General features: G+C 66.0%; 14 protein-coding genes. 9 read left to right on the top strand and 5 right to left on the bottom strand.

Features of this window, described 5'->3' with window-relative positions; translation table 11 throughout:
- Window position 1 precedes the first annotated feature (1 nt).
- Together ruvB and ACRCUN_RS28170 are read left to right on the top strand one after the other, a co-directional pair.
- On the top strand, window positions 2-1,060 hold the full coding sequence (gene ruvB / locus ACRCUN_RS28175; protein ID WP_462144912.1) for a Holliday junction branch migration DNA helicase RuvB: 1,059 nt from the start codon (window positions 2-4) through the stop codon (window positions 1,058-1,060).
- 5 nt (window positions 1,061-1,065) lie between these two features.
- Window positions 1,066-1,452, top strand: a complete 387-nt coding sequence (locus ACRCUN_RS28170) for a DUF1304 domain-containing protein (RefSeq protein ID WP_462144928.1) — start codon at window positions 1,066-1,068, stop codon at window positions 1,450-1,452.
- Here ACRCUN_RS28170 and ACRCUN_RS28165 read toward each other — a convergent pair.
- The 4 genes from ACRCUN_RS28165 to ACRCUN_RS28150 form a co-directional block, all read right to left on the bottom strand.
- On the bottom strand, window positions 1,449-3,809 hold the full coding sequence (locus ACRCUN_RS28165; protein ID WP_462144911.1) for an arylsulfatase: 2,361 nt from the start codon (window positions 3,807-3,809) through the stop codon (window positions 1,449-1,451). The two genes, ACRCUN_RS28170 and ACRCUN_RS28165, sit on opposite strands and share 4 nt — an antisense overlap.
- 150 nt (window positions 3,810-3,959) lie before the next feature.
- The gene (car, locus tag ACRCUN_RS28160; RefSeq protein ID WP_462144910.1) at window positions 3,960-7,430 is read right to left on the bottom strand and encodes a carboxylic acid reductase; all 3,471 of its coding nucleotides are present in this window, start codon (window positions 7,428-7,430) and stop codon (window positions 3,960-3,962) included.
- A gap of 208 nt (window positions 7,431-7,638) precedes the next feature.
- Window positions 7,639-11,142 (bottom strand): carboxylic acid reductase, encoded by a 3,504-nt coding sequence (car, locus tag ACRCUN_RS28155; RefSeq protein WP_462144909.1) that lies wholly within the window; start codon window positions 11,140-11,142, stop codon window positions 7,639-7,641.
- Window positions 11,143-11,334: 192 nt separating this feature from the next.
- Window positions 11,335-11,970 (bottom strand): maleylpyruvate isomerase N-terminal domain-containing protein, encoded by a 636-nt coding sequence (locus ACRCUN_RS28150; protein ID WP_462144908.1) that lies wholly within the window; start codon window positions 11,968-11,970, stop codon window positions 11,335-11,337.
- 68 nt (window positions 11,971-12,038) lie between these two features.
- Here ACRCUN_RS28150 and ACRCUN_RS28145 point away from each other — a divergent pair, with 68 nt between their 5' ends.
- Window positions 12,039-12,671: a hypothetical protein gene (locus tag ACRCUN_RS28145; protein ID WP_462144907.1), complete on the top strand. Its 633-nt coding sequence runs from the start codon at window positions 12,039-12,041 to the stop codon at window positions 12,669-12,671.
- Here the strand turns inward: ACRCUN_RS28145 and gabT are convergent.
- Window positions 12,668-14,008 (bottom strand): 4-aminobutyrate--2-oxoglutarate transaminase, encoded by a 1,341-nt coding sequence (gabT, locus tag ACRCUN_RS28140; RefSeq protein WP_462144906.1) that lies wholly within the window; start codon window positions 14,006-14,008, stop codon window positions 12,668-12,670. The two genes, ACRCUN_RS28145 and gabT, sit on opposite strands and share 4 nt — an antisense overlap.
- Before the next feature lie 264 nt (window positions 14,009-14,272).
- Here gabT and yajC point away from each other — a divergent pair, with 264 nt between their 5' ends.
- The 6 genes from yajC (at window position 14,273) to ACRCUN_RS28110 (ending at window position 22,490) form a co-directional block, all read left to right on the top strand.
- Complete coding sequence (gene yajC / locus ACRCUN_RS28135) at window positions 14,273-14,629, top strand: preprotein translocase subunit YajC (protein WP_462144905.1); 357 nt, start codon at window positions 14,273-14,275, stop codon at window positions 14,627-14,629.
- Between the two features lie 72 nt (window positions 14,630-14,701).
- Window positions 14,702-16,606 (top strand): protein translocase subunit SecD, encoded by a 1,905-nt coding sequence (gene secD, locus ACRCUN_RS28130; RefSeq protein WP_462144904.1) that lies wholly within the window; start codon window positions 14,702-14,704, stop codon window positions 16,604-16,606.
- Between the two features lie 4 nt (window positions 16,607-16,610).
- Window positions 16,611-17,891 carry a protein translocase subunit SecF gene (secF, locus tag ACRCUN_RS28125; RefSeq protein WP_462144903.1) on the top strand — a complete coding sequence of 427 codons (1,281 nt, stop codon included), beginning with the start codon at window positions 16,611-16,613 and terminating at the stop codon, window positions 17,889-17,891.
- Window positions 17,892-17,944: 53 nt separating this feature from the next.
- Window positions 17,945-19,564, top strand: a complete 1,620-nt coding sequence (locus ACRCUN_RS28120) for an ABC transporter substrate-binding protein (protein ID WP_462144902.1) — start codon at window positions 17,945-17,947, stop codon at window positions 19,562-19,564.
- Entirely contained in the window at window positions 19,561-20,106 is a 546-nt protein-coding gene (locus ACRCUN_RS28115; protein WP_462144901.1) for an adenine phosphoribosyltransferase, read from the top strand. Before ACRCUN_RS28120 ends, ACRCUN_RS28115 begins: the two co-directional genes overlap by 4 nt.
- A gap of 44 nt (window positions 20,107-20,150) precedes the next feature.
- Entirely contained in the window at window positions 20,151-22,490 is a 2,340-nt protein-coding gene (locus ACRCUN_RS28110) for a RelA/SpoT family protein (protein ID WP_462144900.1), read from the top strand.
- Window positions 22,491-22,500 lie beyond the last annotated feature (10 nt).

Genomic DNA, 22,500 nt, shown 5'->3' with positions numbered 1-22,500 from the left:
CATGGGTCGCTTCGAGGATGATGATGCCGCCGCCGAGGACCGCGAGGTGTCGCCGGCGCTGACCGTCGGCGAAGGCGATATCGACGCGAGCCTGCGGCCGCGGTCACTGGGGGAGTTCATCGGCCAGCCGCGCGTGCGCGAACAGCTGCAGCTCGTTCTCGAGGGGGCCAAGAACCGCGGCGGCACGCCCGATCACATCCTGCTGTCGGGCCCGCCCGGCTTGGGCAAGACGTCGCTGGCCATGATCATCGCCGCGGAATTGGGCACCTCGCTTCGCGTCACGTCCGGGCCCGCGCTGGAACGGGCCGGTGATCTTGCCGCGATGCTGTCCAACCTTGTCGAACACGACGTGCTGTTCATCGATGAAATACACCGCATCGCGCGGCCGGCCGAGGAAATGCTGTACCTGGCGATGGAGGACTTCCGCGTCGATGTCGTCGTGGGGAAGGGGCCTGGCGCCACGTCGATTCCGCTCGAAGTCGCCCCGTTCACCCTGGTGGGCGCCACAACCCGCTCCGGGGCGTTGACCGGCCCGTTGCGCGACCGCTTCGGGTTCACCGCGCACATGGATTTCTACGAGCCCGTCGAGCTGGAGCGCGTGCTGGCCCGGTCCGCCGGCATCCTCGGGATCGAGCTCGGGGCCGAGGCCGGGGCGGAGATCGCCCGACGCTCGCGTGGCACGCCGCGCATCGCCAACCGGTTGCTTCGCCGGGTCCGCGACTATGCCGAGGTACGCGCGGACGGTGTCATCACCCGCGACATCGCCAAGGCCGCGCTGGAGGTCTACGACGTCGACGAGCTCGGCCTCGATCGGCTCGACCGGGCCGTATTGTCGGCGCTGACAAAAAGTTTCGGTGGCGGACCGGTGGGCGTTTCGACGCTGGCCGTTGCGGTCGGGGAGGAAGCCACCACGGTGGAGGAAGTGTGTGAGCCGTTTCTGGTGCGTGCGGGGATGGTTGCCCGTACGCCCCGCGGCCGCGTCGCCACCCCGTTGGCCTGGACCCACCTGGGAATGCGGCCACCGGTTACCGGGCTGGGCCAAGCCGGACTGTTTGAATGACGAGCATGGTCATCGCCGGATTGGTGTTCGCGGCCCTCGCCGCGCTTCTGCACGTCTACATCTTCGTGATGGAGTCGCTGACCTGGACCTCGCCGCGGACACGGGCGACGTTCGGCACAAGCCAGGAAGAGGCCGAGGCCACCAAGGAACTCGCCTTCAATCAAGGCTTCTACAACCTCTTCCTGGCGATCGTGACGGCTATCGGCATCGTCGCAGCCCTGTTGGGACACAGCGCCATTGGTGCGGCACTGGTGTTCGCCGGCGCCGGGTCGATGTTGGCCGCAGCGCTCGTGCTGCTGACGACTTCGCCGGACAAGGCCCGAGCCGCGATCACGCAAGGCACGCTTCCGTTGATCGCGGTCATCCTCGTCGCGGTCGGATTGGCCGTCTAGTCCCGCGCGAACGCGCCGGCCGCCTCCTTCTCCATATCCAGATAGGCCTCGTCGCTGACGTCGACCGCGACGCCGAGGATCGTGCCGCCGGTGAATGTGCCCGGATTCTTGTAGTGCTGCGACACGTTGTCGCCGCTGTCGAACCCGATGCACAACCCGTCGCCGGCCAGCGTGAACTTGCCGACCTGGGCACGCATCGGACCCTTGGCGGCCACCTTGTCGTCGACGTAGAGCGATGTCGTGCCGTGTGATTCGCCGTAGTCGCCGGCGCTCTCGCGGACGAACTCCATGCCCAGCGAATGCTTGCCAGGGGTCAGTTCGTCGGAGATGAATTCCTGTTCGGGCTTGATGCCCAGGAAGTTGTAGACGTAATGGAGCTTGCGTTCCTTGATGAACAGCGCATGCCCGCCGAAGCGTGAACCGTGGGCGAAGATCACGCCTTCGGCATCTTCGGTGATGTCGACGTCGGCGACGATCTTGTAGGACCGGCCACGGACGTTGACCGCCACGCCTTCCGGTACGGGCGCGGTGCCGGGGTAGTAGACGTAGCGGTTGCGCGGCGGCTCGGACTGTGGGCGTTCGATCGTCAGCAGGTCTGTCGCCGTCCGATCATCGAGGGGCAGAACGAAGTTGGCGTCAGCCTCGCGGAACCAGGTCTCGATGAGCGCGTTCAGCTTCTCCGGATGCTCGTCGGCGACGTTCTTCGACTCCGACCTGTCTTCGTCGACGTGGTAGAGCTCCCACCGGTCCTCGTCGAAATGTCCGTGCGAGCTGAGCGGCACGTGAACCGCGGCGGCCTTCCAACCGTCCTCCCAGATCCCGCGGGTGCCCAGCATTGCGTAGTACTGGCGTTTCTTGGTCGTGGGCGCGTCGGCGCTGTCAAAGCTGTAGCGCATCGAGACGCCATCCAGCGGATGCTGTTCGACACCGCGGTACGTGGCGGGCATCTCGAGCCCTGCGGCGTCGAGAATCGTGGCGACCACATCCGTGGCGTGGTGATATTGGTGGCGCACTTCGCCTTTCGCCTTGATGCCCGCGGGCCAATGGATGACCATCGGGTCGCACGTCCCGCCGGAATACTGCGAATATCGCTTGAACATCTGGAACGGCGTCGAGAACGCCACCGCCCAGCCGGTTGGGTAGTGGTTGTAGGTGTCGGGGCTGCCCAGCGTGTTGAGATACTTCATGTTCTCGGCGAGTTCGTCGGGGTAGCCGTTGAAGAACTTGTTCTCGTTGACCGAACCGTTCGGCGAGCCCTCGCCCGATGCGCCGTTGTCGGCGCAGTAGAAGATCAGGGTGTTGTCCAGCTGGCCGGTCTGCTCGAGATAGTCGACGATCCGCCCGACCTGGGCGTCAGTGTATTCGGAGAAGCCGGCGAATACCTCGGCCATCCGGGAGAACAGGCGCTTTTCGTCGTCGCTCAGCGAGTCCCACGGCCGCACCGAGTCGGCCTCCATCGCTACGTCGTCGGGCATTGGATTGATGGGTGTCAACGCCGTACCTTCGGGAAGAATGCCCTTCTCGATCATGCGGGCCAGCACCCATTCGCGGTACGCCTCGTAGCCGTCGTCGAACATTCCCTTGTACTTCTCGGCGTATTCGGCCGGGCTGTGGTGCGGCGCATGGTTGGCGCCCGGGCAGAACCACAGGTACCAGGGTTTGGACGGGTTGGTGGCCTGCTGATCGCGGAGCATCCGAAGTGCTTGATCGGCAAGGTCTTTCGACAGGTGGTAACCCTCTTCTGGGCTGTAGGGCTGCTCGATGAACCGGTTGTCCTCGACGAGGTCGGGATACCAGTTGTTGGTCTCGCCGCCGAGGAATCCGTAGAACCGGTCGAATCCCTTCTGAAGCGGCCATTCCGAGCGACTGCCGCCGCTGGCGATGTCCTCCTCGGGCACGTTGTGGTTCTTGCCGACCCAGAATGTGCTGTAACCGTTGTCCTGGAGTACCTGCCCGACGGTTGCGCACTCGGCAGGCAGCCGTGCCGCCGAGCCGGGAAAACCGTTGGAGGCTTCGGTGATTGCCGAGCAGCGGTTCACGTGGTGGTTACGCCCGGTGAGGAAGCAGGACCGGGTCGGCGAGCACAGTGCGGTGGTGTGCCACTGGGAATAGGTCAGTCCGTTGTCGGCCAGCCGTTGCATCACCGGCATGTCGATACGTCCGCCGAACGGTGACCACGAGGCCATACCGGTGTCGTCGTAGAGCACCACCAACACATTCGGCGCACCCTCCGGTGCGCGCTTGAGCTCGTACGGTGACCAGTCAGCCTTCGAGTCGCGCACATCGAGCTTGATCTCGCCGCCAAAATCCTCGTTCATACGGGTCTCCCGCCAATATTTCGTTACCGAAGTGGGCATATTCGTCGAACCATGCCAACCCTACTGGTGACGGCGGAGTCCTCGTCGGCTTTCGGAGACGGCGTGATGCCAGACCCGCACATACTGATTGGCCGCGGTCCTGGTGGGACCGCGGCCGCTCAGGGGATTCTTCCCTTGTGGGGAAGGCTGTTACAGCAGGCCGAGCTGCTGCAGGTTGGTGACGTACTGGACGATGATCGGCGCTGAGATGTGCGGGATGTCCTTGTCGGGCCCGATCTTGGCTTCCTGCACGGCAGCTCGGAACACATCGGTCGGCGCACCGGCACCCAGCATCGGATGCGACGGCTGCTGGTAGTTGTGCAGCAATGGCAGCAATGATGCCTGACGTTGCTTGTCCGGCAAGGCACGCAGTGCGGTCTCGAACCGCTGCAACCACGTGGCGTAGTCGTCGATCCGGTGCACGGGGTAACCCGCGTCGATCAGCCAGTCCACGAACTCATCGAGGCCGATGCCGTCGTCATACGGGTTCATCACGTGGTAGGTCTCGAAACCGTCGACCACGTGCACGCCGAGCGTCGAGATGGCTTCGGCGATGAACTCCACCGGCAGCCCGTCGTAATGCGCGCGCTGCCGGTTGCCGTCAGCGTCGAGTTCGTAGAACGAACCGGGCGCGATGCCGGTGGCGACGAGGCTCAGCATCATCCTGGTGAACATGTCGGGCAGGTTCAGCTGACCGGAATACGTTGTGTCGGCCAGGATCATGTCGCAGCGGAAGACCGAGACGGGTAGACCGCATAGGTCGTGCGCCTCGCGCAGCAGGACCTCGCCGGCCCACTTGCTGTTGCCGTACCCGTTGGCATAGGAATCGTCGACCTGGCGCGTCGGGCTGATCTCCCGGATGTCGGCGTTCTCGACGAACTCACCGGGCTTGATACCCCAGCCCACGCCGATCGTCGAGACGTACACGAACGGCTTGATCTTGGTGGTGAGCGCGATACGGATCAGCTCGGCGGTGCCGAGGGCGTTGGGTCCGAACAGCTGGCTGTAGGGCAACACGTGGTTGACGAGCGCGGCCGGGTCGACGATGAGGTCGACGGTGTCGGCCAGCCGCTGCCATGTGTCATCGTCCAGCCCGAGATTGGCCTCGCCCTTGTCGCCCGCGATGACTTCGAGGTGGTCGGCGGCCAATTCGCGGTAGTGCGCGAGCAGCTTCGGATCGCCTGTGTGGAACGTGGCATCGAGGCGTGCGCGTGCTTCCTCATTGCTCCGGGCGCGGACCAGGCAGACGAGCTTGCCATCGACGAGGTCCATGCGTTCCAGCCATTCCAGGGCCAGATAACGGCCGAGGAAGCCGGTGGCGCCGGTCAGCAGCACCGTGCGTACCTCGGTGTTTGCCTTCGGCAGGTTCGGCGCTTCGGTCAGGGTGGCCGCGTCGATGAACTTGTCGAGCGTGAGGTCGGCGGCGTGTACCTCGGACGCGTCGCGGCCGTGCACCGACGCGTAGGTCGGGCGCTTCGAGCCGTGCCGCTCACCGTCGATGTAGGCGGCGATACCGGCGAGATCGGTTGCCGGACTGACGATCACGCCGACCGGCACGTCCACATCGAAGATCTCGTGCAGCAGATTCGAGAAGGTCAACGCCGACAACGAATCTCCGCCCAGGTCGGTGAAGTGGGCATCGGGCTGCAGGTCACCGGCCGACGCGCCCAACAGGGCGCCGGCGGCCCGGCTCACGGTATCGATGACCGGTCCGGTGGCGCCGTTTCGGCGCAGTTCGCGCAGTTCGTTGGCCTGCCCTTCGGCGAGATCGGTGTAGACCTGTTCGAGCCGATCCCCGTAGTGTGCCTTGAGTTTCGGCCGAGCCAGCTTCCGGATACCGGTCAGCAGGCCGTTCTCCAACGTGAAAGGCGTTGCCTCCACGATGAAATCACGAGGAATCTCATACGACTGCAGACCGGCGGCACGAGCCGCGTCCTGCAGCGAGTCGCTGATCGCGGCCTTCGGCGTCGCCGGATCGGTCGGCACCACGACGGCCAGCAGATAGGGCCGGGCACTGTTGCCGTAGATGTAGATCTGGCGGACCAGCGGGCTGTCACCGAACACCGCCTCCAGCTTGGAGACCGTGACGAACTCGCCCTGCGACAGCTTGAGCACGTTGTTGCGCCGGTCCAGGTACTCGACCTGATCCGGGCCGAGTTCGGCAACGATGTCGCCGGTGCGGTAATAGCCGTCCTCGTCGAACATCTCCGCAGTGATGTCCGGACGCTTGTAGTAGCCGGGGAACATTTGCTCGGACTTGACGAGCAACTCACCGCGCGGATGCGGCTGGTCGGTACGGAAGTAACCAAGATCGGGTACGTCGACCAGCTTGTAGTCGATCACCGGCGGGCGCTGGATGTGGCCGTCGACGAACACCGACCCGGCCTCGGTCGAGCCGTAACCCTCCAACAGGTGCATGTCGAGCAGGGTTTCCACCCAGGTCTTCATCTCCGCGGAGATCGGGGCGGAACCGGTGAGGGCGGACACGAAACGACCGCCGAGCAGGGTGTCGCGCACCTCGGCCAGAACCTCGGCCTCCGAGCCCGCGCCGCGCTGGTCGATCCGGCTCTGATACTCGCCGAACAGCATGTCCCAGATGCGCGGCACGAAGCTGAGCTGGGTGGGACGGACCAGGGCGAGATCTTCGAGGAACGTCGAAAGGTCACTGCGCGCGGCGAAGTATGCGGTGCCGCCGGTGCTGATGGTGCCGTAGAGGATGCCGCGGCCCATCACGTGGCTCATCGGCAGGAAGTTCAGCGTGATCGCGGGTAGGACGCTCTGCTTCTCGTCCCAGCTGGCCTTGGAGGCCATCCGCCACATGTTGGCGACTTTGCTCTCGGGATACATGGCGCCCTTCGGCGTGCCGGTGCTTCCCGAGGTGTAGACCAGCAAGGTCAACGGATCGGCCTGACCGGACACGTACAGCGGAGCATCGGCCAGCGACCGTCCGCGGTCCAGCACATCGGCCATCGATTCGACGACGATGTCAGTCCCGGCCAGCTTGGCCTTGGCCGCCTCGAACGCCTCACGCTGGTCATCGACCTCGGGCCGGTAATCGAAGACCACCAGCCGCGCCGGGGCGGGCCCGGATTGGATGAGTTCGATCGCATCGTCGAGGAAGTCGACACTGGACGCGATCAGCTTGGGTTCGGTTTCGGTGACGATCGGGCGCAGCTGGGCGACCGGTGCGCTGGTCTGCAGCGGTACCGATACCGCGCCGAGTTCGATCAGCGCGACGTCGATGGTGGTGTAGTCGACGCTGGTGAATCCGAGAATGGCGACGCGATCGCCGGGCTTGACCGGATGGTTGTGCCACGCGTTGGTGACGGCCTGGATCCGGCTGCCGAGCTGGCGGTAGGTGATGGTCTCGAAGGTGGGCAGGAGTTCGGCCCGGGTGCGTCCATTGGATTCGGTGACGAGTTCGACGGCGCGCTGGCCGAGCGCGGGGCGGTCGGCGTAGCCGGCCATGATCTCTTTGACGACGGCGGGCAGCCGGAGGTCCGGGTTGTCGGCCGCCGCGGTCACGGCCTCGCTGGGCTTGGCATCGGCGAACTGTTGATCAGTGCGGTAAAGGTCGGCGAGGCGGCGTTCGTACCGCTCTTCGCGTGTTTCGATCGACATAATTTGGTCCCCTGAGCAAATCAACTTCTTTGTGTCGGCGCTCGACGGCGCCTAGTAATTACTACGTTAGTAAAACTAAATATATTTCGAGTTGCCAGTTCAGACGGTGCGAGATGCGTCACGCCGGGAGCGCCTGCTCGACTCTGCGGCAAGGGCGGGAGAGTCCGAGTGTGGGCTGCCCTCACCGCAGAGTCGAAGCAGATCATGGTCACAGCAGGCCGAGCTGCTTCAGGTTGGTCACGTACTGGACGATCACGGCCGGTGTCAGGTGGGGAATGTCCTTGTCCGGGCCGATCTTGGCGTCCTGCACCGCGGTTCGGAACCGGTCGGCCGGTGCCGTGCCGCCCAGCAGCGGCTGCTCGGGTTCCTGATAGTTGTGCAGCAGCGGCAGCAACGACGCTTGGCGCTGTTTGTCCGGTAACGCCCGCAGAGTGCTTTCGAAGCGGTGCAACCAATCGCGGTAGTCGGCGATGCGCTCGATCGGGTAGCCCGCCTCGTTCAGCCAGTCCACGAATTCGTCGAGGCCGATGCCATCGTCGTAGGGGTTCGTCACGTGATACGTCTCGAAACCCTCCGTCGATTGGGCGCCGAGCGTCGAGATCGCCTCCGCGATGAACTCCACCGGCAGGCCGTCGTAGTGCGCTCGTGGCCGGTTGCCGTCGGAGTCGTAGAACGAACCCGGTGCGATGCCGCTCGCGACCAGGCTCAGCATCAGCCTGGTGAACATGTCGGGCACGTTGAGCTGACCCGAATAGGTTGTGTCAGCCATGATCATGTCGCAGCGGAAGACCGCAACGGGCAGTCCGCAGAGGTCATTGGCCTCGCGCAGCAGGACTTCGCCGGCCCACTTGCTGTTGCCGTACCCGTTGGCGTAGCTGTCGCCGACGACACGAGTCGGGCTCATCACGCGAACGTCGGCGTCTTCGACGAAACTGCCCGGTTCGATGCCCCAGCCGACGGCGATCGTCGAAACGTAGGTGTAGGGCTTGATCTTGGTGGTCAACGCGATGCGGATCAGCTCTGCGGTGCCGAGCGCGTTGGGGCCGAACAGCTCGCTGTAGGGGAGCACATGGTTGACGAGTGCAGCCGGATCGACAATGAGGTCGACGGTGTCGGCAAGCCGCTGCCACGTCTGCTGGTCGAGGCCGAGGTTGGCCTCACCCTTGTCGCCGGCGATGACTTCGAGGTGGTCGGCGGCCAGATTGCGGTAGTGCGCAAGCAGTTTCGCGTCGCCGACATCGAAAGTCGCGTCCAGGCGCGCCCGAGCATCCTCATCGGACTTGGCGCGAACGAGGCAGATCACCTTGCCGTCGACGAGATCCATGCGCTCGAGCCAGTCCAGGGCCAGATAACGGCCCAAGAAGCCCGTCGCGCCCGTCAGCAGGACCGTGCGGACCTCGGCGGCTGCCTTCGGCAGGGACGGTGCGGCGGCCAACGTCTGGTCGTCGATGAACTTGTCGAGCGTGAGGTCGGCCGCAGCCACCTCGGCCGTATGCCTGCCGTGCACCGACGCGTACGTGGGTCGCTCGGAGCCCGGTTGGCGTTCCGCCTCGATGTAGGCGGCGATCGCGGCGAGATCATTTGCCGGGCTGACGATCACGCCCACCGGCACGTCGACATCGAAGATCTCCCGCAGCAGATTCCCGAATGTCAACGCCGACAGCGAATCTCCACCCAGGTCGGTGAAGTGCGCGTCGGGCTGCAGATCGCTCGCCGACGCGCCGAGCAGGGCGCCGGCGGCGCGGCTCACGGTTTCCAGGACCGGGGCGTCGGCACCATTCGCGCGTAGCGCGCGCAGTTCGCTGGCCTGGCCATCGGCGAGTTCAGCGTAGAGCTGCTCCAGCCGATCGGCGTAGTGTGCCTTCAGTTTCGGCCAGGCGAGTTTGCGGATGCCGGTCAGCAGTCCGTTCTCGAGCGTGAAAGGTGTTGTCTCCACGATGAAGTCACGCGGGATCTCGTAGGACTGCAGGTCGGCGTCGCGCGCCACCTGCTGCAGCGACTCGGCGATCTGGCTCTTGAGCTCTGCGGCCTCATAGCGGTTGAGGGCGGTTTCGGTCGGCACGACGACCGCAAGCAGGTAGGGGCGCGCGCTGTTGCCGTAGATGTAGACCTGGCGCACAAGGGGGCTGTTGCCGAACACCGCCTCAAGCTTGGCCAGCGTGACGAACTCGCCCTGTGCGAGCTTGAGCACGTTGTTACGCCGATCCACGTACTTGAGCCGATCGGTCCCGATTTCGGCCACGATGTCGCCCGTCTTGTAGAAGCCGTCCTCGTCGAAGACCCCGGCGGTGATCTCGGGGCGCTTGTAGTAGCCGGGGAACATGTTGTCGGTCTTGACCAGCAGCTCACCGCGTGGATGGGGCTGATCGGTGCCGAAGTAACCCAGGTCCGGCACGTCGACGAGCTTGTAATCGATCACCGGCGGGCGCTGCACCTGGTCGTCGAGGAACACCATGCCCGCCTCGGTGGAGCCGTAACCCTCCAGCAGGTGGATTTCGAGGAACGTCTCCAGCCACGCCTTGAGCTCGGGTGAGATGGGTGCGGAGCCGGTCATGGCCGAGATGAAGCGGCCGCCCAGCAGGTTGCGCCGCAGATCGTCCATTACCTCGGTCTCGATCACGGCGCGGTCGCCGTCATTGAGACGAGAGTCCACCTGGCTTTGGAACTCGCCGTGGATCATCTCCCAGACGCGGGGGACGAAGTTCAGTTCGGTGGGCCGGACCAACGCCAGGTCTTCGAGGAGTGTCGAGAGGTCGCTGCGCGCGGCGAAGTAGCACGTGCCACCGGCCGCAAGCGATGCGTAGAGGATGCCGCGCCCCATCACGTGGCTCATCGGCATGAAGCTGAGGTTGATCGATGCCGCTGTCGGGCCGAACCAGGCCTTGCTGTTGCGGCGCCAGAACTTCGCGACTGCGCTCTGCAGGTACATCGCACCCTTGGGCGCGCCTGTGCTGCCAGAGGTGTAGATCAGCAGTGCCAGTGGATCGGCTTCGTCGGACCGGGGGTCCGGTGCCTGGGGCAGGGTGCGACCACGAGCTTCGAGGTCGGCAAGGGTGTCGACGACGACTGGGCTGCCCGCCGCGGCGAGCCGGGCCCTGGCGGCGGCGAGCGCGTCGCGATGGTCGTCGACCTCGGGGTGATGATCGAACACGATGAGCTGGGCCGGCGCGTGGGCCGTGAGTACCAGCTCGACGGCGTCGGCGACATAGTCGACGCTCGCGGCGATCACGCTCGGTTCGGTTTCGACGACGATCGGTGCCAGTGCGGCGGCCGACGAACTCGTCTGGAGAGGTACGGAGACCGCACCGACCTGGCCGAGCGCGGTGTCGATCGTGGTGTAGTCGGCACTGGTGAAGCCGAGGATTGCGACTCGGGCCCCGGGCGTGACGCCCGACTCGTGCAACGCGCCGGCAAGCGCGCTCACCCGCTGCCACAGTTCGCCGTAGGTGATCGTGTCGAAGCGGGGGAGAAGCTGCGCGGTCGTACGGCCCGTCGCCGGGTCGACGACGAACTCGACTGCCCGTTCACCGAGTGCCGGGCGGTCCGAATATCCCTTCAGCACGGTCTGGACGATCTGGGGCAATCGCAAGCCGGGTTTGTCGACTGCCGCGGTGACCGATTCGTCGGGTGTGGCGGCGGCGAACTGCGGGTCGCTGACGGTCAATTCGGCGATGCGGCGTGCCAGCCGCTCTTCATTCGTATCAGTCGACATAAGAAAGTCCTCTTGAAATAGCTAAATCTGGAACGGCGCGACGCTGCGCCCAACGACTACTACGTTAGTAAAACTAAACTTATTTCCAGATCAGCTGCGTCGCGGCTGTCAATGTGCTGTGAATTCCGGACATTCTCGAGCGCGATGTCAAATTGATTGTTGGGCAGCTGAATTCGTAAGACGTGACCGGCGTCAGCGGATTGCCGGAATTACCGTTCCCGGGCTGCGGCGGCCGGCGAGCACTTCGACCGCAGCACTCGGATCGGGCACTGCGATGAGCAGATCGCGCGTGGCTGCTAACGCAGCTGCCGATGGCTCGACGCCGCCGACGGCATCGGCGAAGTCCAGTAGGTGCACGGTCGCCTCCAGGAGCGCGACCTCAGCGACCGCCGCGAGCGTAGTGCTGCCCACAATCGGATACCGGATGACGGTGCGATCCGGGTCAGACATCTCGGGCATCCGGCGCAGACTGCGCGCGCACTCGCCGAACCGGGCGGCGGACAGCTGCGGCGTCAACGCCGGCGCCTCGGATGCCGCTCGGTCCGCGATCTGATCGGCCGCGGTGTTGGCGACCCCATCCGGCTCGTTGAAGATCCGCAACATCACGGCCGCGTCGGTGACCGCCGCGGGCCCGTCCACGGTGCCCGCCGCGAGCACTTCGAATGTCGTCGATTCGGGGCACACGTGCGCCACGAGCGCCTGGACCTGCCACGGGACGCACCTGGTTGGCGTGTGCCACTGCGCGTCGGTGAGCTCGGCGCACCGGCTGCCCCACCGTTCCCAGGCGTCGGCGAGCACATCGCGCAGTGTGACGTCGGCGAGGCGCATTTCTCCAGCCTAAGAGCGTTAGGCCTCGGTCCGGTGTGGGTACCCAGCCGTACGACAAAGGAGGCATCATGACCGAATTCGACACTCGTCGTGGCGGCAGGATGCGGATGCCGCGCAGTCGCGGCGCCGCGAGCGGTTTCCTGCTGCTGGTGCTGGGAATCTGGGGTGCGTTGATCCCATTCATCGGACCGTACTTCGACTTCGCTTTCAGCCCGGACCAGCCGTGGGTCTGGACGATGGGACGCGGCTGGCTGGAAGTTCTCCCCGGCGTCGCAGCCGCTGTCGGCGGCTTACTGCTACTTGCTTCGGGTAACCGCGCGACCGCCATGCTCGGCGGCTGGCTGGCCGTAGCCGCCGGCGCCTGGTTCGTGATCGGGCGGGCACTGGCCGGACCGCTCGGCCTGGGCGACGCGGGCACGCCGGTCGCAGTCACCGAAGCCAAGCAGGTGTCACTCGAGTTGGCGTACTTCTCCGGCCTTGGTGCGCTGATCGTCTTCCTCGGCGCCATGGCGCTGGGCCGGTTGTCCATTCGCAGTGTCCGTGACATCGAGTACGCGCAGCGCCCGATGGTGACGGAGCCGGTGCCGGCGGCTGCCGTTCCGGCTGCCGACGCGGCGCCGACGACCGCGATGCCCGCCGCGCCGAAGCGTCGTGGGCTGGGCAGCTGGTTCGGCGGTGGACGCCACACCCCGGCGCACTAGAGGTCGCGCAGAATCAGCTCGAGCACGTCGAGTCCTTCGATGAGCAGTTCGTCGCTGATCGTGAGCGGGGGCAGGAACCGCAGCACATTGCCGTAAGTGCCGCAGGACAACACAATCACTCCGGCGGTGTGGGCCCCCGCGCACAACGCCTTCGTCAGCTCGGCATCCGGTTCTGTGGTGCCGGGCTTGACGAGTTCCATGGCGATCATCGCGCCGCGGCCACGCACATCGCCGATCCGGTCGTCCTCGGCCTGCAGACGCCCCAGTCGGTCCTTCATCAGCTGCTCGATCTGCTGCGCCCGCGCGACCAACCCGTCGGATTCGATGGTCTCGATCGTCGCCAGTGCGGCCGCGCACGCGAGCGGATTACCGCCGTACGTGCCGCCGAGACCGGACACGTGCGGCGAGTCCATGATCTCGGCACATCCGGTGACCGCGGACAGTGGCAATCCGTCGGCGATACCTTTCGCCGTGACGATGAGGTCGGGCTCGATGCCTTCGTGCTCGCACGCGAACATCGCACCGGTACGGGCGAACCCGGTTTGCACCTCGTCGGCGATGAACACGACATCGTTGCGGCGACACCAGTCGAGCAGCGCAGGCAGGAATCCGTCGGCAGGGACGATGAAACCGCCCTCGCCCTGGATGGGCTCGATGATGACCGCGGCGAGATTGTCGGCGCCGATCTGCTTGTCGATCACGCTGATCGCTCGTCGCGCCGCGAGCTCACCGTCCGTGGCGAGCTCCTTGCCGAACTCCGCGTCGCGGAACGGGTAGGACAAGGGCGCGCGGTACACCTCGGGCGCGAACGGTCCGAAGCCGTGCTTGTAGGGCATCACCTTGGCGGTGAGCGCCATCGTGAGGTTCGTCCGTCCGTGGTAGGCATGGTCGAACGCGACGACGGCCGGCTTGTGGGTGTGCGACCGGGCGATCTTGACGGCGTTCTCGACGGCCTCCGAGCCCGAGTTGAACAACGCCGAGCGTTTTTCGCCGCGCACGGGCGTGAGCCGGTTGAGGTGCTCGCAGACCGCCACATACTCCTCGTACGGCGTCACCATGAAGCACGTGTGCGTGAACTCGGATGCTTGAGCCGCGACTGCGTCCACCACCCGCGGTGAGGCGTTGCCGATGGTCGTGACGGCGATACCGGAACCAAGGTCGATCAGCCGGTTGCCGTCGACGTCCTCGACGATGCCGCCGGCGGCCCGCGCGGCATAGACCGGCATGGTGTTGCCGACGCCGCGGGCCACCGCCGCGGTCTTGCGATCGATGAGGGCCTGGGAATTCGGGCCGGGGATGGCGGTGGCCAAGTGACGGCTCTGTTCTAAATGGCTCAACACTGACTCCTGCGAACGGAACGGCGGCGCGGTGAGATAGAGCGCGATTCGAGCCTAGTCGTCACGGTCAGGCATCAATCCGTTTTGCCGCCGATCATGATTAGGCACCGGCCAGGCATGGCGATTAGTGTCGCTAACAGCTGCTCAAGGAGACGGGGCCCTCGGCGCTGCGCTGGGGCAATGGCAGACTGGACAACTACGAGGTGCTGGGCCCGCACGGTCCGGTCACCGCATACACGACTCGAAACGAAAGACAGTGCTGCCATGGATCTGGTCATCTTCCTGCCCCTTCTGATCATCATGGGCGCATTCATGTTCTTTGCGTCGCGCAGGCAGAAGAAGGCGATGCAAGCCACGATCGACCTGCACAACTCGCTGCAGATCGGGGACCGGATCCACACCACGTCCGGTCTGCAGGGCACCATCACCGGCATCACCGACGACAACATCGATCTGGAGATCGCTCCCGGCGTCGTCACCACCTGGATGAAGCTTGCGGTCCGCGACCGCATCGAGTCCGACGCCGACGATTCCTACGACGACGATGACGCGACGCCCGCGGCTACCGAGCTGACCGAAAGCGCCGGCGTGACCGACACGGACGGTCTGAAGAAAGACTGACAGCAGACCACACAGGACAAGCACGTACCCTTTGCGGTGCTGACGAACTGATCTCAAGGAGACCTAAGCAACGTGGCATCGTCTTCGGCGCCGGTGCACCCTGCCCGCTACCTGACGCTCTTTCTGGTGCTGCTTGTCGGCGTCTACCTACTGGTGTTCCTGACCGGTGACAAGCAGGCCAAACCCAAACTCGGCATCGACCTGCAGGGCGGTACCCGGGTCACGCTCACCGCGCGTACCCCGGACGGCTCAGCCCCCACGCGGGAAGCCCTCAACCAGGCCCAGCAGATCATCAGCGCCCGCGTCGACGGTCTCGGTGTGTCCGGCTCAGAGGTCGTCATCGATGGCGACAACCTGGTCATCACCGTGCCGGGCAACGACGGCAACGAGGCGCGCAACCTCGGACAGACCGCTCGGTTGTATGTGCGGCCCGTCATCCACGCGATGGCGGCCAAACCGCCCGCCGCGGAGAACGGCCAACCGCCCGCAGGGGCGCCAGGCGCCCCGGCAGCACCCGGCGCGCCCGGCGGACTTCCCGGGATGCCGGGACTGCCCGGAATGCCGGGTATGCCCGGCCTGCCGGGCCTGCCGGGCATGGCGCCGCCAGGAGCCCCTCAGGAGGCGCCGCCCGCGGGTTCGCTGCCCGCCGAGGCGCCGCCCGTCGGCGAACAACCGGCACCGCCCGCCGGTGAGCCCGCGCCGCAACCCCGCCCTTACCCGCTCGAGCCGGCACCCGCCCCTGGCGAGCCGACCCCGGCTCCTGCCCCCGGTGAGCCCGCTCCGGCTCCCGGTGAAGCACCGGCGCCGGCCCCAGCGCCGGGCGCGCCCGCACCCGGGTCGCCCAAGCCTGGCGAACCGAAAGCCGATCTGGCGCAGCGGATTGCCGACGAGAAACAGCTCCGGCAGAGCACCGACCCGTCGATCCAGATCCTGGCTCTGCAGTTCCAGGCCACCCGTTGTGGCGATGACGATGTGCTGGCCGGTAACGACGACCCCAACTTGCCGTTGATCACGTGTTCGACGGACGGCCAGACGGTCTACCTGCTCAACAAGTCGATCATGAGCGGTGAAGAGATCCAGAACGCCACATCCGGACTGGACCAGCAGCAGGGCCAGTACGTGGTCGACGTGGAGTTCAAGAGCGGCGGCGCCAAGACCTGGGCCGACTTCACCGCCGCCAACGTGGGCACGCAGACGGCGTTCACGCTCGACTCCAAGGTGGTCAGCGCCCCGGAGATCCGCGAAGCCATTCCTGGCGGCAACACTCAGATCACCGGTAACTTCACCGCCGATTCGGCGCGCGAACTGGCCAACGTGCTCAAGTACGGCTCGCTGCCGCTGTCCTTCGAATCCTCGGAGGCCGAGACGGTTTCGGCGACGCTTGGCCTGTCATCGCTGCGGGCCGGCCTGATCGCCGGTGCGATCGGACTCGCGGCTGTGTTGCTGTACTCGCTGCTGTACTACCGCGTTCTCGGACTGCTCGTCGCGCTGTCGCTTGTCGCTTCCGGCGCAGTGGTTTACGCCATCCTGGTGCTGCTCGGCAGGTACATCGGCTACACGCTCGACCTCGCCGGTATCGCCGGTCTGATCATCGGTATAGGTACGACGGCGGACTCGTTCGTCGTGTTCTTCGAACGCATCAAAGACGAGATACGCGAAGGGCGTTCGTTCCGGTCCGCGGTACCGCGAGGCTGGGCGCGTGCTCGAAAGACGATCGTGTCGGGTAACGCGGTCACGTTCCTGGCCGCGGCGGTGCTGTACTTCCTGGCGATCGGTCAGGTGAAGGGCTTCGCGTTCACGCTCGGCTTGACCACGATCCTCGACCTTGTCGTGGTGTTCCTGGTGACCTGGCCGTTGGTGTACCTGGCGTCCAAGTCGCCGACGATGGCCAAACCCGGACTGAACGGACTCGGCGCGGTGCAGCAGATCGCGCGGGAACGCCGGGAGGCTTCGCATGCGACCGCGGGACGGGGATAGGCACATGGCCGCAAAGAACACAAAAGCAACCGAAACCGACACCACCGAAACCGCCGTGGACGCGCAAGGCATCGAGTCGTCGTCCGCACTGCCGAAGCACGGATTCTTCGTCCGGCTCTACACCGGTACCGGCGCGTTCGAGGTCATCGGCCGCCGCAAGCTCTGGTATACGGTCAGCGGGATCATCGTCGCGATCTCGATCGCGGCCATGCTGTTGCGCGGCTTCACCTTCGGCATCGACTTCGAGGGCGGCACCAAGGTGTCGATGCCGACGGCCGGTGCCCAGGGCACCATCACCGTGCAACAGGTCGAAGACGTCTTCAACAAGACGCTGGGCCGCGCGCCCGAATCGGTCGTGACGGTCGGCAGTGGTGGCTCGGCCACCGTGCAGATCCGCTCCGAGACCCTGTCCAACGAGGAAGCCGAGAATCTTCGGACCGCGCTTTTCGACGCGTTCCAGCCGAAGGGCAGCGACGGCCAGCCGAGCAAGCAGGTGATCAGCGACTCCGCGGTATCGGAGACGTGGGGTGGGCAGATCACCCAGAAGGCGTTGATCGCGCTTGTGGTGTTCCTGGTCCTCGCGGCCATCTACATCACCTGGCGCTACGAGCGGTACATGGCCATCGCCGCGCTGGCGACGCTGGTGTTCGACCTCGTCGTCACCGCCGGGGTCTATGCGCTGGTCGGATTCGAAGTCACGCCGGCCACCGTCATCGGCCTGCTGACGATTCTGGGTTTCTCCCTGTACGACACCGTGATCGTGTTCGACAAGGTCGAGGAGAACACCAACGGGTTCGAGCACACGACCCGGCGAACGTTCGCCGAGCAGGCCAACCTCGCGGTCAACCAGACGTTCATGCGATCGATCAACACGAGCCTCATCTCGGTGCTGCCCATCGTGGCGCTGATCGTCGTGGCGGTCTGGTTGCTGGGTGTCGGCACCTTGATGGATCTGGCCTTGGTGCAGCTCGTCGGCGTCATCGTCGGCACATACTCGTCGATCTACTTCGCGACCCCGCTGCTCGTGTCGATGCGCGAACGCACCGAGCTCGTGCGCAAGCACACCCGACGCGTGCTCAACCGCAGGCAGCCGGGCAAGACCGGTGCCAAGTCGGCCCAGCCGGCCGGCTCCGAGTCCGACGAGGTCGACGACTCCGCCACCGAGACGGTCCCGGCAGGCGCCGGTCAGCCTGCCGCGGCCAAGCCCGCCCCCGGGGCACGTCCGTCACGCCCGTCGACGTCGAAGACAGGTCGTCCGTCCGGTAAACGGACCACCCGGCGGTAAACCGGATGGCTCATCACGGGGCCATCGCCCGAGTGCGGACAGCAGCGACGGTGATGACACTGTCACTGCTGGCCGGCATCGGCCTGTCGGCATGCGCGGGCGGCTCGGCCGACGAGATCGACTACGCGGTCGACGGCACGTTGACCACCTACAACACCAACACCGTTGCGGGAGCGGCGTCGGGCGGACCGCAGGCCTTCGCGCGGGCACTGACCGGTTTCACGTACCACGGCCCCGACGGACAGGTCGTCGCCGATCATGACTTCGGCTCGGTCTCGGTGGTGGGGCGTGCCCCGCTCGTACTCGACTACGTGATCAGCGACAAGGCGGTCTACTCCGACGGCAAGCCGATCACGTGTGACGACCTGGTGCTTGCCTGGGCCGCGCAATCCGGTCGATTCCCCGGATTCGACGCGGCCAGTCGCGCCGGCTACCGCGACATCGGTTCGGTGGATTGCGCGCCAGGGCAGAAGCGGGCCCGCGTGTCGTTCGCCCAGGACCGCGGGTTCCTCGACTACGGCCATCTCTTCTCGGCGACTTCGCTCATGCCGTCGCACGTCATCGCCGACGAACTCGGCGTCGGTGACGGCGGCGTGACCACCGCGATCCAGACCTCTGACCTGGTCGCGATCGAGCGCATCGCGCAGGCCTGGAATACCACGTGGGATCTGAAGCCCGACCTCGAGCTGAAACGGTTCCCGTCGTCGGGCCCCTATCGGCTCGAGTCGGTTTCCGAGGACGGCTCGATAGTTCTGGTGGCCAATGACAAGTGGTGGGGCACCCCGCCGGTCACCAACAAGATCACCGTGTGGCCGCGTGGCGCCGACATCCAGGAACGCGTCAACGAAGGCGAGTTCGACGTCGTCGACATCGCGACGGGATCGTCCGGCCTGCTCAACCTGCCCGACGATTACGTGAGCACCGACACCCCCTCGGCCGGCATCGAACAACTGATCTTCGCGCCCGGCGGTCCGTTGGGCGCGACGCCGGCCCGGCGTGCCGTCGCGTTGTGCACGCCGCGCGACGTGATCGCCCGCAACGCCGAGATGCCGATCGCCAACGCGAGGCTCAGCCCGGCCGTCGAGGATGCGTTCAGCGCAGCCGAAGGGGTTGCCGAAGCAGGCCAGTTCGGCGTCGCCAACCCCGAAGCGGCCAGGGAGGCGATCGACAATCGGCCGCTCACGGTCCGCATCGGGTACCAGACGCCGAACGCACGGCTGGCCGCCACCGTCGGCGCGATCGCGAAATCCTGTGCCGCGGCCGGTATCACCGTGCAAGACGCCGGATCGGAGACGGCAGGCCCTGTTGCATTGCGCAACAACGAGATCGATGCACTGCTGGCCGGCACGGGAGGCGCCGCCGGCAGCGGATCGTCGGGCTCGTCGGCGATAGACGCCTACGCGCTGCACTTCGGCAACGGCAACAACCTGCCCGCCTACAACAACGAACGCATCGACGGCATCATCGACGCCCAGGCCGTCACGTCCGACCCGAAAGAACTCGCGCGCTTGGTCGGGGAGGGGGCACCGATCCTGTGGGCCGACGTGCCGACCCTGCCGCTGTACCGCCAACAGCGCACCGTACTGACATCGACGAAGATGTATGCCGTGAGCAGTAATCCGACCCGATGGGGCGCCGGCTGGAACATGGACCGCTGGAAGTTGTCGCAATGAGTTTGGACGAGGAAACACTCGCACAGGTGTCGAAGCTCATCGCTTCGATGACCCGGGAGGTCGCGGACTTCCCCGAACCCGGTATCCAGTTCAAGGACCTGACCCCACTGCTCGCCAGCGCGGAGGGGTTGAGGGCGGTGACCGACGCGCTCGCGGCCACTGCCAACGGCGCCGACCTGGTGGCCGGCCTGGATGCCCGGGGCTTCCTGCTCGGTGCCGCGGTCGCGACCCGGCTCGGCACCGGCGTCCTCGCGGTACGAAAGGGCGGCAAGCTGCCGCCGCCGGTGCACAGTGCGACCTACCAGTTGGAGTACGGCAAGGCCACGCTCGAGATCCCCGCCGAAGGAATTGACATCGCCGGCCGCAACGTTGTGATCATCGACGATGTCCTGGCCACCGGCGGCACTCTGTCAGCCGCGGCGCGCCTGCTCACCGAAGGTGGGGCGAACGTGACCAATGCGGCGGTCGTGCTCGAGCTGACGGCTCTCGGCGGTCGCGACGCAGTAGCTCCCCTGGCAGTTAGCAGCTTGCATACGGTGTGAGGGATATCCTCGAAATCTCAGATGAACAGCAGGAGGTGACGACGATGGCCGACGATCCCGCAACCGGCCAGGCCGTGCAGTCTCCTCCCGCGCTGCCCGAGATCATGCCGCCCGACACGGCCAAGACCAGTGCGTCGCGCCGGGTGCGCGCCCGGCTGGCCCGCCGGATGACTGCCCAGCGCAGCGCCGTCAACCCGGTGCTCGAACCGCTCGTAGCGGTGCACCGCGAGATCTACCCGAAGGCCGACCTGCAGCTGCTGCAGCGCGCCTACGACGTCGCCGAGCAACGGCACGCCGACCAGTTGCGCAAGTCGGGCGACCCCTACATCACCCATCCGCTGGCAGTGGCCAACATCTTGGCCGAGCTCGGTATGGACACCACCACGCTGGTGGCCGCGCTGCTGCACGACACGGTCGAGGACACCGGCTACACGCTCGAAGCGCTCACCGCGGAGTTCGGCGCCGAGGTGGGCCACCTGGTCGACGGTGTCACCAAGCTCGACAAGGTTGTGCTCGGCTCCGCTGCCGAGGGCGAGACCATCCGCAAGATGATCATCGCGATGGCCCGCGACCCGCGGGTTCTGGTGATCAAGGTCGCCGACCGGTTGCACAACATGCGCACGATGCGGTTCCTGCCGCCTGAGAAGCAGGCGCGCAAGGCCCGCGAGACGCTCGAAGTCATTGCGCCCCTTGCTCATCGGCTGGGCATGGCCACGGTCAAGTGGGAGCTGGAGGATCTGTCGTTCGCGATCCTGCACCCCAAGAAGTACGAGGAGATCGTGCGGCTGGTCGCCGACCGGGCGCCTTCGCGCGATACCTACCTGGCCAAGGTGCGCGCCGAGATCGGAGTGGCGCTGTCGGCCATGAAGATCAATGCGGTCGTCGAGGGCAGGCCCAAGCACTACTGGTCGATCTATCAGAAGATGATCGTCAAGGGCCGGGATTTCGACGACATCCACGATCTGGTCGGCGTGCGCATCCTGTGTGACGAGATCCGCGACTGTTATGCCGCCGTTGGCGTGGTGCATTCGCTGTGGCAGCCGATGGCCGGGCGGTTCAAGGACTACATCGCTCAGCCGCGCTACGGCGTGTACCAGTCGTTGCACACCACCGTCGTCGGCCCCGAGGGCAAGCCGCTGGAAGTGCAGATCCGCACCCGCGACATGCACCGCACCGCCGAGTACGGCATCGCCGCGCACTGGCGTTACAAGGAAGCCAAGGGCCGCAACGGAGTTCTGCACAGCCACGCCGCTGCCGAGATCGATGACATGGCCTGGATGCGCCAGCTTCTCGACTGGCAGCGGGAGGCCGCCGACCCTGGCGAGTTCCTGGAGTCCCTGCGCTACGACCTCGCGGTGCAGGAGATCTTCGTGTTCACCCCGAAGGGCGACGTCATCACCCTGCCGACGGGCTCCACGCCGGTGGACTTCGCCTATGCCGTGCACACCGAGGTCGGCCACCGCTGCATCGGGGCGCGCGTCAACGGCCGGCTCGTCGCGCTGGAGCGCAAGCTCGAAAACGGCGAAGTCGTCGAGGTTTTCACGTCAAAGGCGCCCAACGCCGGACCGTCGCGCGACTGGCAGACCTTCGTCGTGTCGCCGCGGGCGAAAGCCAAGATCCGGCAGTGGTTCGCCAAGGAGCGTCGCGAAGAAGCCCTTGAATCAGGTAAGGACGCCATCGCGCGTGAGGTCCGCCGCGGCGGGCTTCCCTTGCAGCGCTTGATGAATGCCGAAACCATGGGCGCGTTGGCCCGCGAACTGCGCTACACCGACGTGTCGGCGCTCTACACCGCGGTCGGTGAGGGTCATGTCTCGGCACGGCATGTCGTGCAGCGGCTGCTCGCGCAGTTCGGCGGGGACGAGGCTGCCGAGGACGAGCTTGCCGAGCGCTCCACGCCGGCCACCATGCCCGTGCGCCAGCGCAGCACCGACGACACCGGGGTGGCGGTGCCCGGCGCGCCAGGCACCCTGACCAAGCTGGCCAAGTGCTGTACCCCGGTCCCTGGCGACACCATCATGGGCTTCGTCACGCGCGGCGGGGGAGTGAGCGTGCACCGCACCGACTGCACGAACGCCGAATCCCTGCAGCAGCAGTCGGAGCGCATCATCGAAGTCGAATGGGCGCCGTCGCCGTCGTCGGTGTTCCTGGTCGCGATCCAGGTGGAGGCGCTCGACCGGCACCGGCTGCTGTCGGACGTGACGCGCGTGCTTGCCGACGAGAAGGTCAACATCCTGTCGGCGTCGGTCACCACGTCCAACGACCGGGTCGCGATCAGCCGGTTCACGTTCGAGATGGGCGACCCCAAACACCTCGGGCATCTGCTGAGCGTGGTGCGCAACGTCGAAGGCGTCTACGACGTGTACCGCGTCACGAGCGCGGCCTGATCCCGCGCCG

Source organism: Mycobacterium venezuelense, from assembly GCF_054919535.1.
Note: the sequence above shows the minus strand (reverse complement) of the source record. Positions and strands in the feature narration are given on the sequence as shown.

Excerpts from the sequence above, each read along its gene's own strand:
- ruvB (WP_462144912.1), top strand. The coding sequence starts at position 2 with ATGGGTCGCTTCGAGGATGATGATGCCGCCGCCGAGGACCGCGAGGTG.
- ACRCUN_RS28170 (WP_462144928.1), top strand. The coding sequence starts at position 1,066 with ATGGTCATCGCCGGATTGGTGTTCGCGGCCCTCGCCGCGCTTCTGCAC.
- ACRCUN_RS28165 (WP_462144911.1), bottom strand. The coding sequence starts at position 3,809 with ATGCCCACTTCGGTAACGAAATATTGGCGGGAGACCCGTATGAACGAG.
- car (WP_462144910.1), bottom strand. The coding sequence starts at position 7,430 with ATGTCGATCGAAACACGCGAAGAGCGGTACGAACGCCGCCTCGCCGAC.
- car (WP_462144909.1), bottom strand. The coding sequence starts at position 11,142 with ATGTCGACTGATACGAATGAAGAGCGGCTGGCACGCCGCATCGCCGAA.
- ACRCUN_RS28150 (WP_462144908.1), bottom strand. The coding sequence starts at position 11,970 with ATGCGCCTCGCCGACGTCACACTGCGCGATGTGCTCGCCGACGCCTGG.
- ACRCUN_RS28145 (WP_462144907.1), top strand. The coding sequence starts at position 12,039 with ATGACCGAATTCGACACTCGTCGTGGCGGCAGGATGCGGATGCCGCGC.
- yajC (WP_462144905.1), top strand. The coding sequence starts at position 14,273 with ATGGATCTGGTCATCTTCCTGCCCCTTCTGATCATCATGGGCGCATTC.
- secF (WP_462144903.1), top strand. The coding sequence starts at position 16,611 with ATGGCCGCAAAGAACACAAAAGCAACCGAAACCGACACCACCGAAACC.
- ACRCUN_RS28120 (WP_462144902.1), top strand. The coding sequence starts at position 17,945 with ATGACACTGTCACTGCTGGCCGGCATCGGCCTGTCGGCATGCGCGGGC.
- ACRCUN_RS28115 (WP_462144901.1), top strand. The coding sequence starts at position 19,561 with ATGAGTTTGGACGAGGAAACACTCGCACAGGTGTCGAAGCTCATCGCT.
- ACRCUN_RS28110 (WP_462144900.1), top strand. The coding sequence starts at position 20,151 with ATGGCCGACGATCCCGCAACCGGCCAGGCCGTGCAGTCTCCTCCCGCG.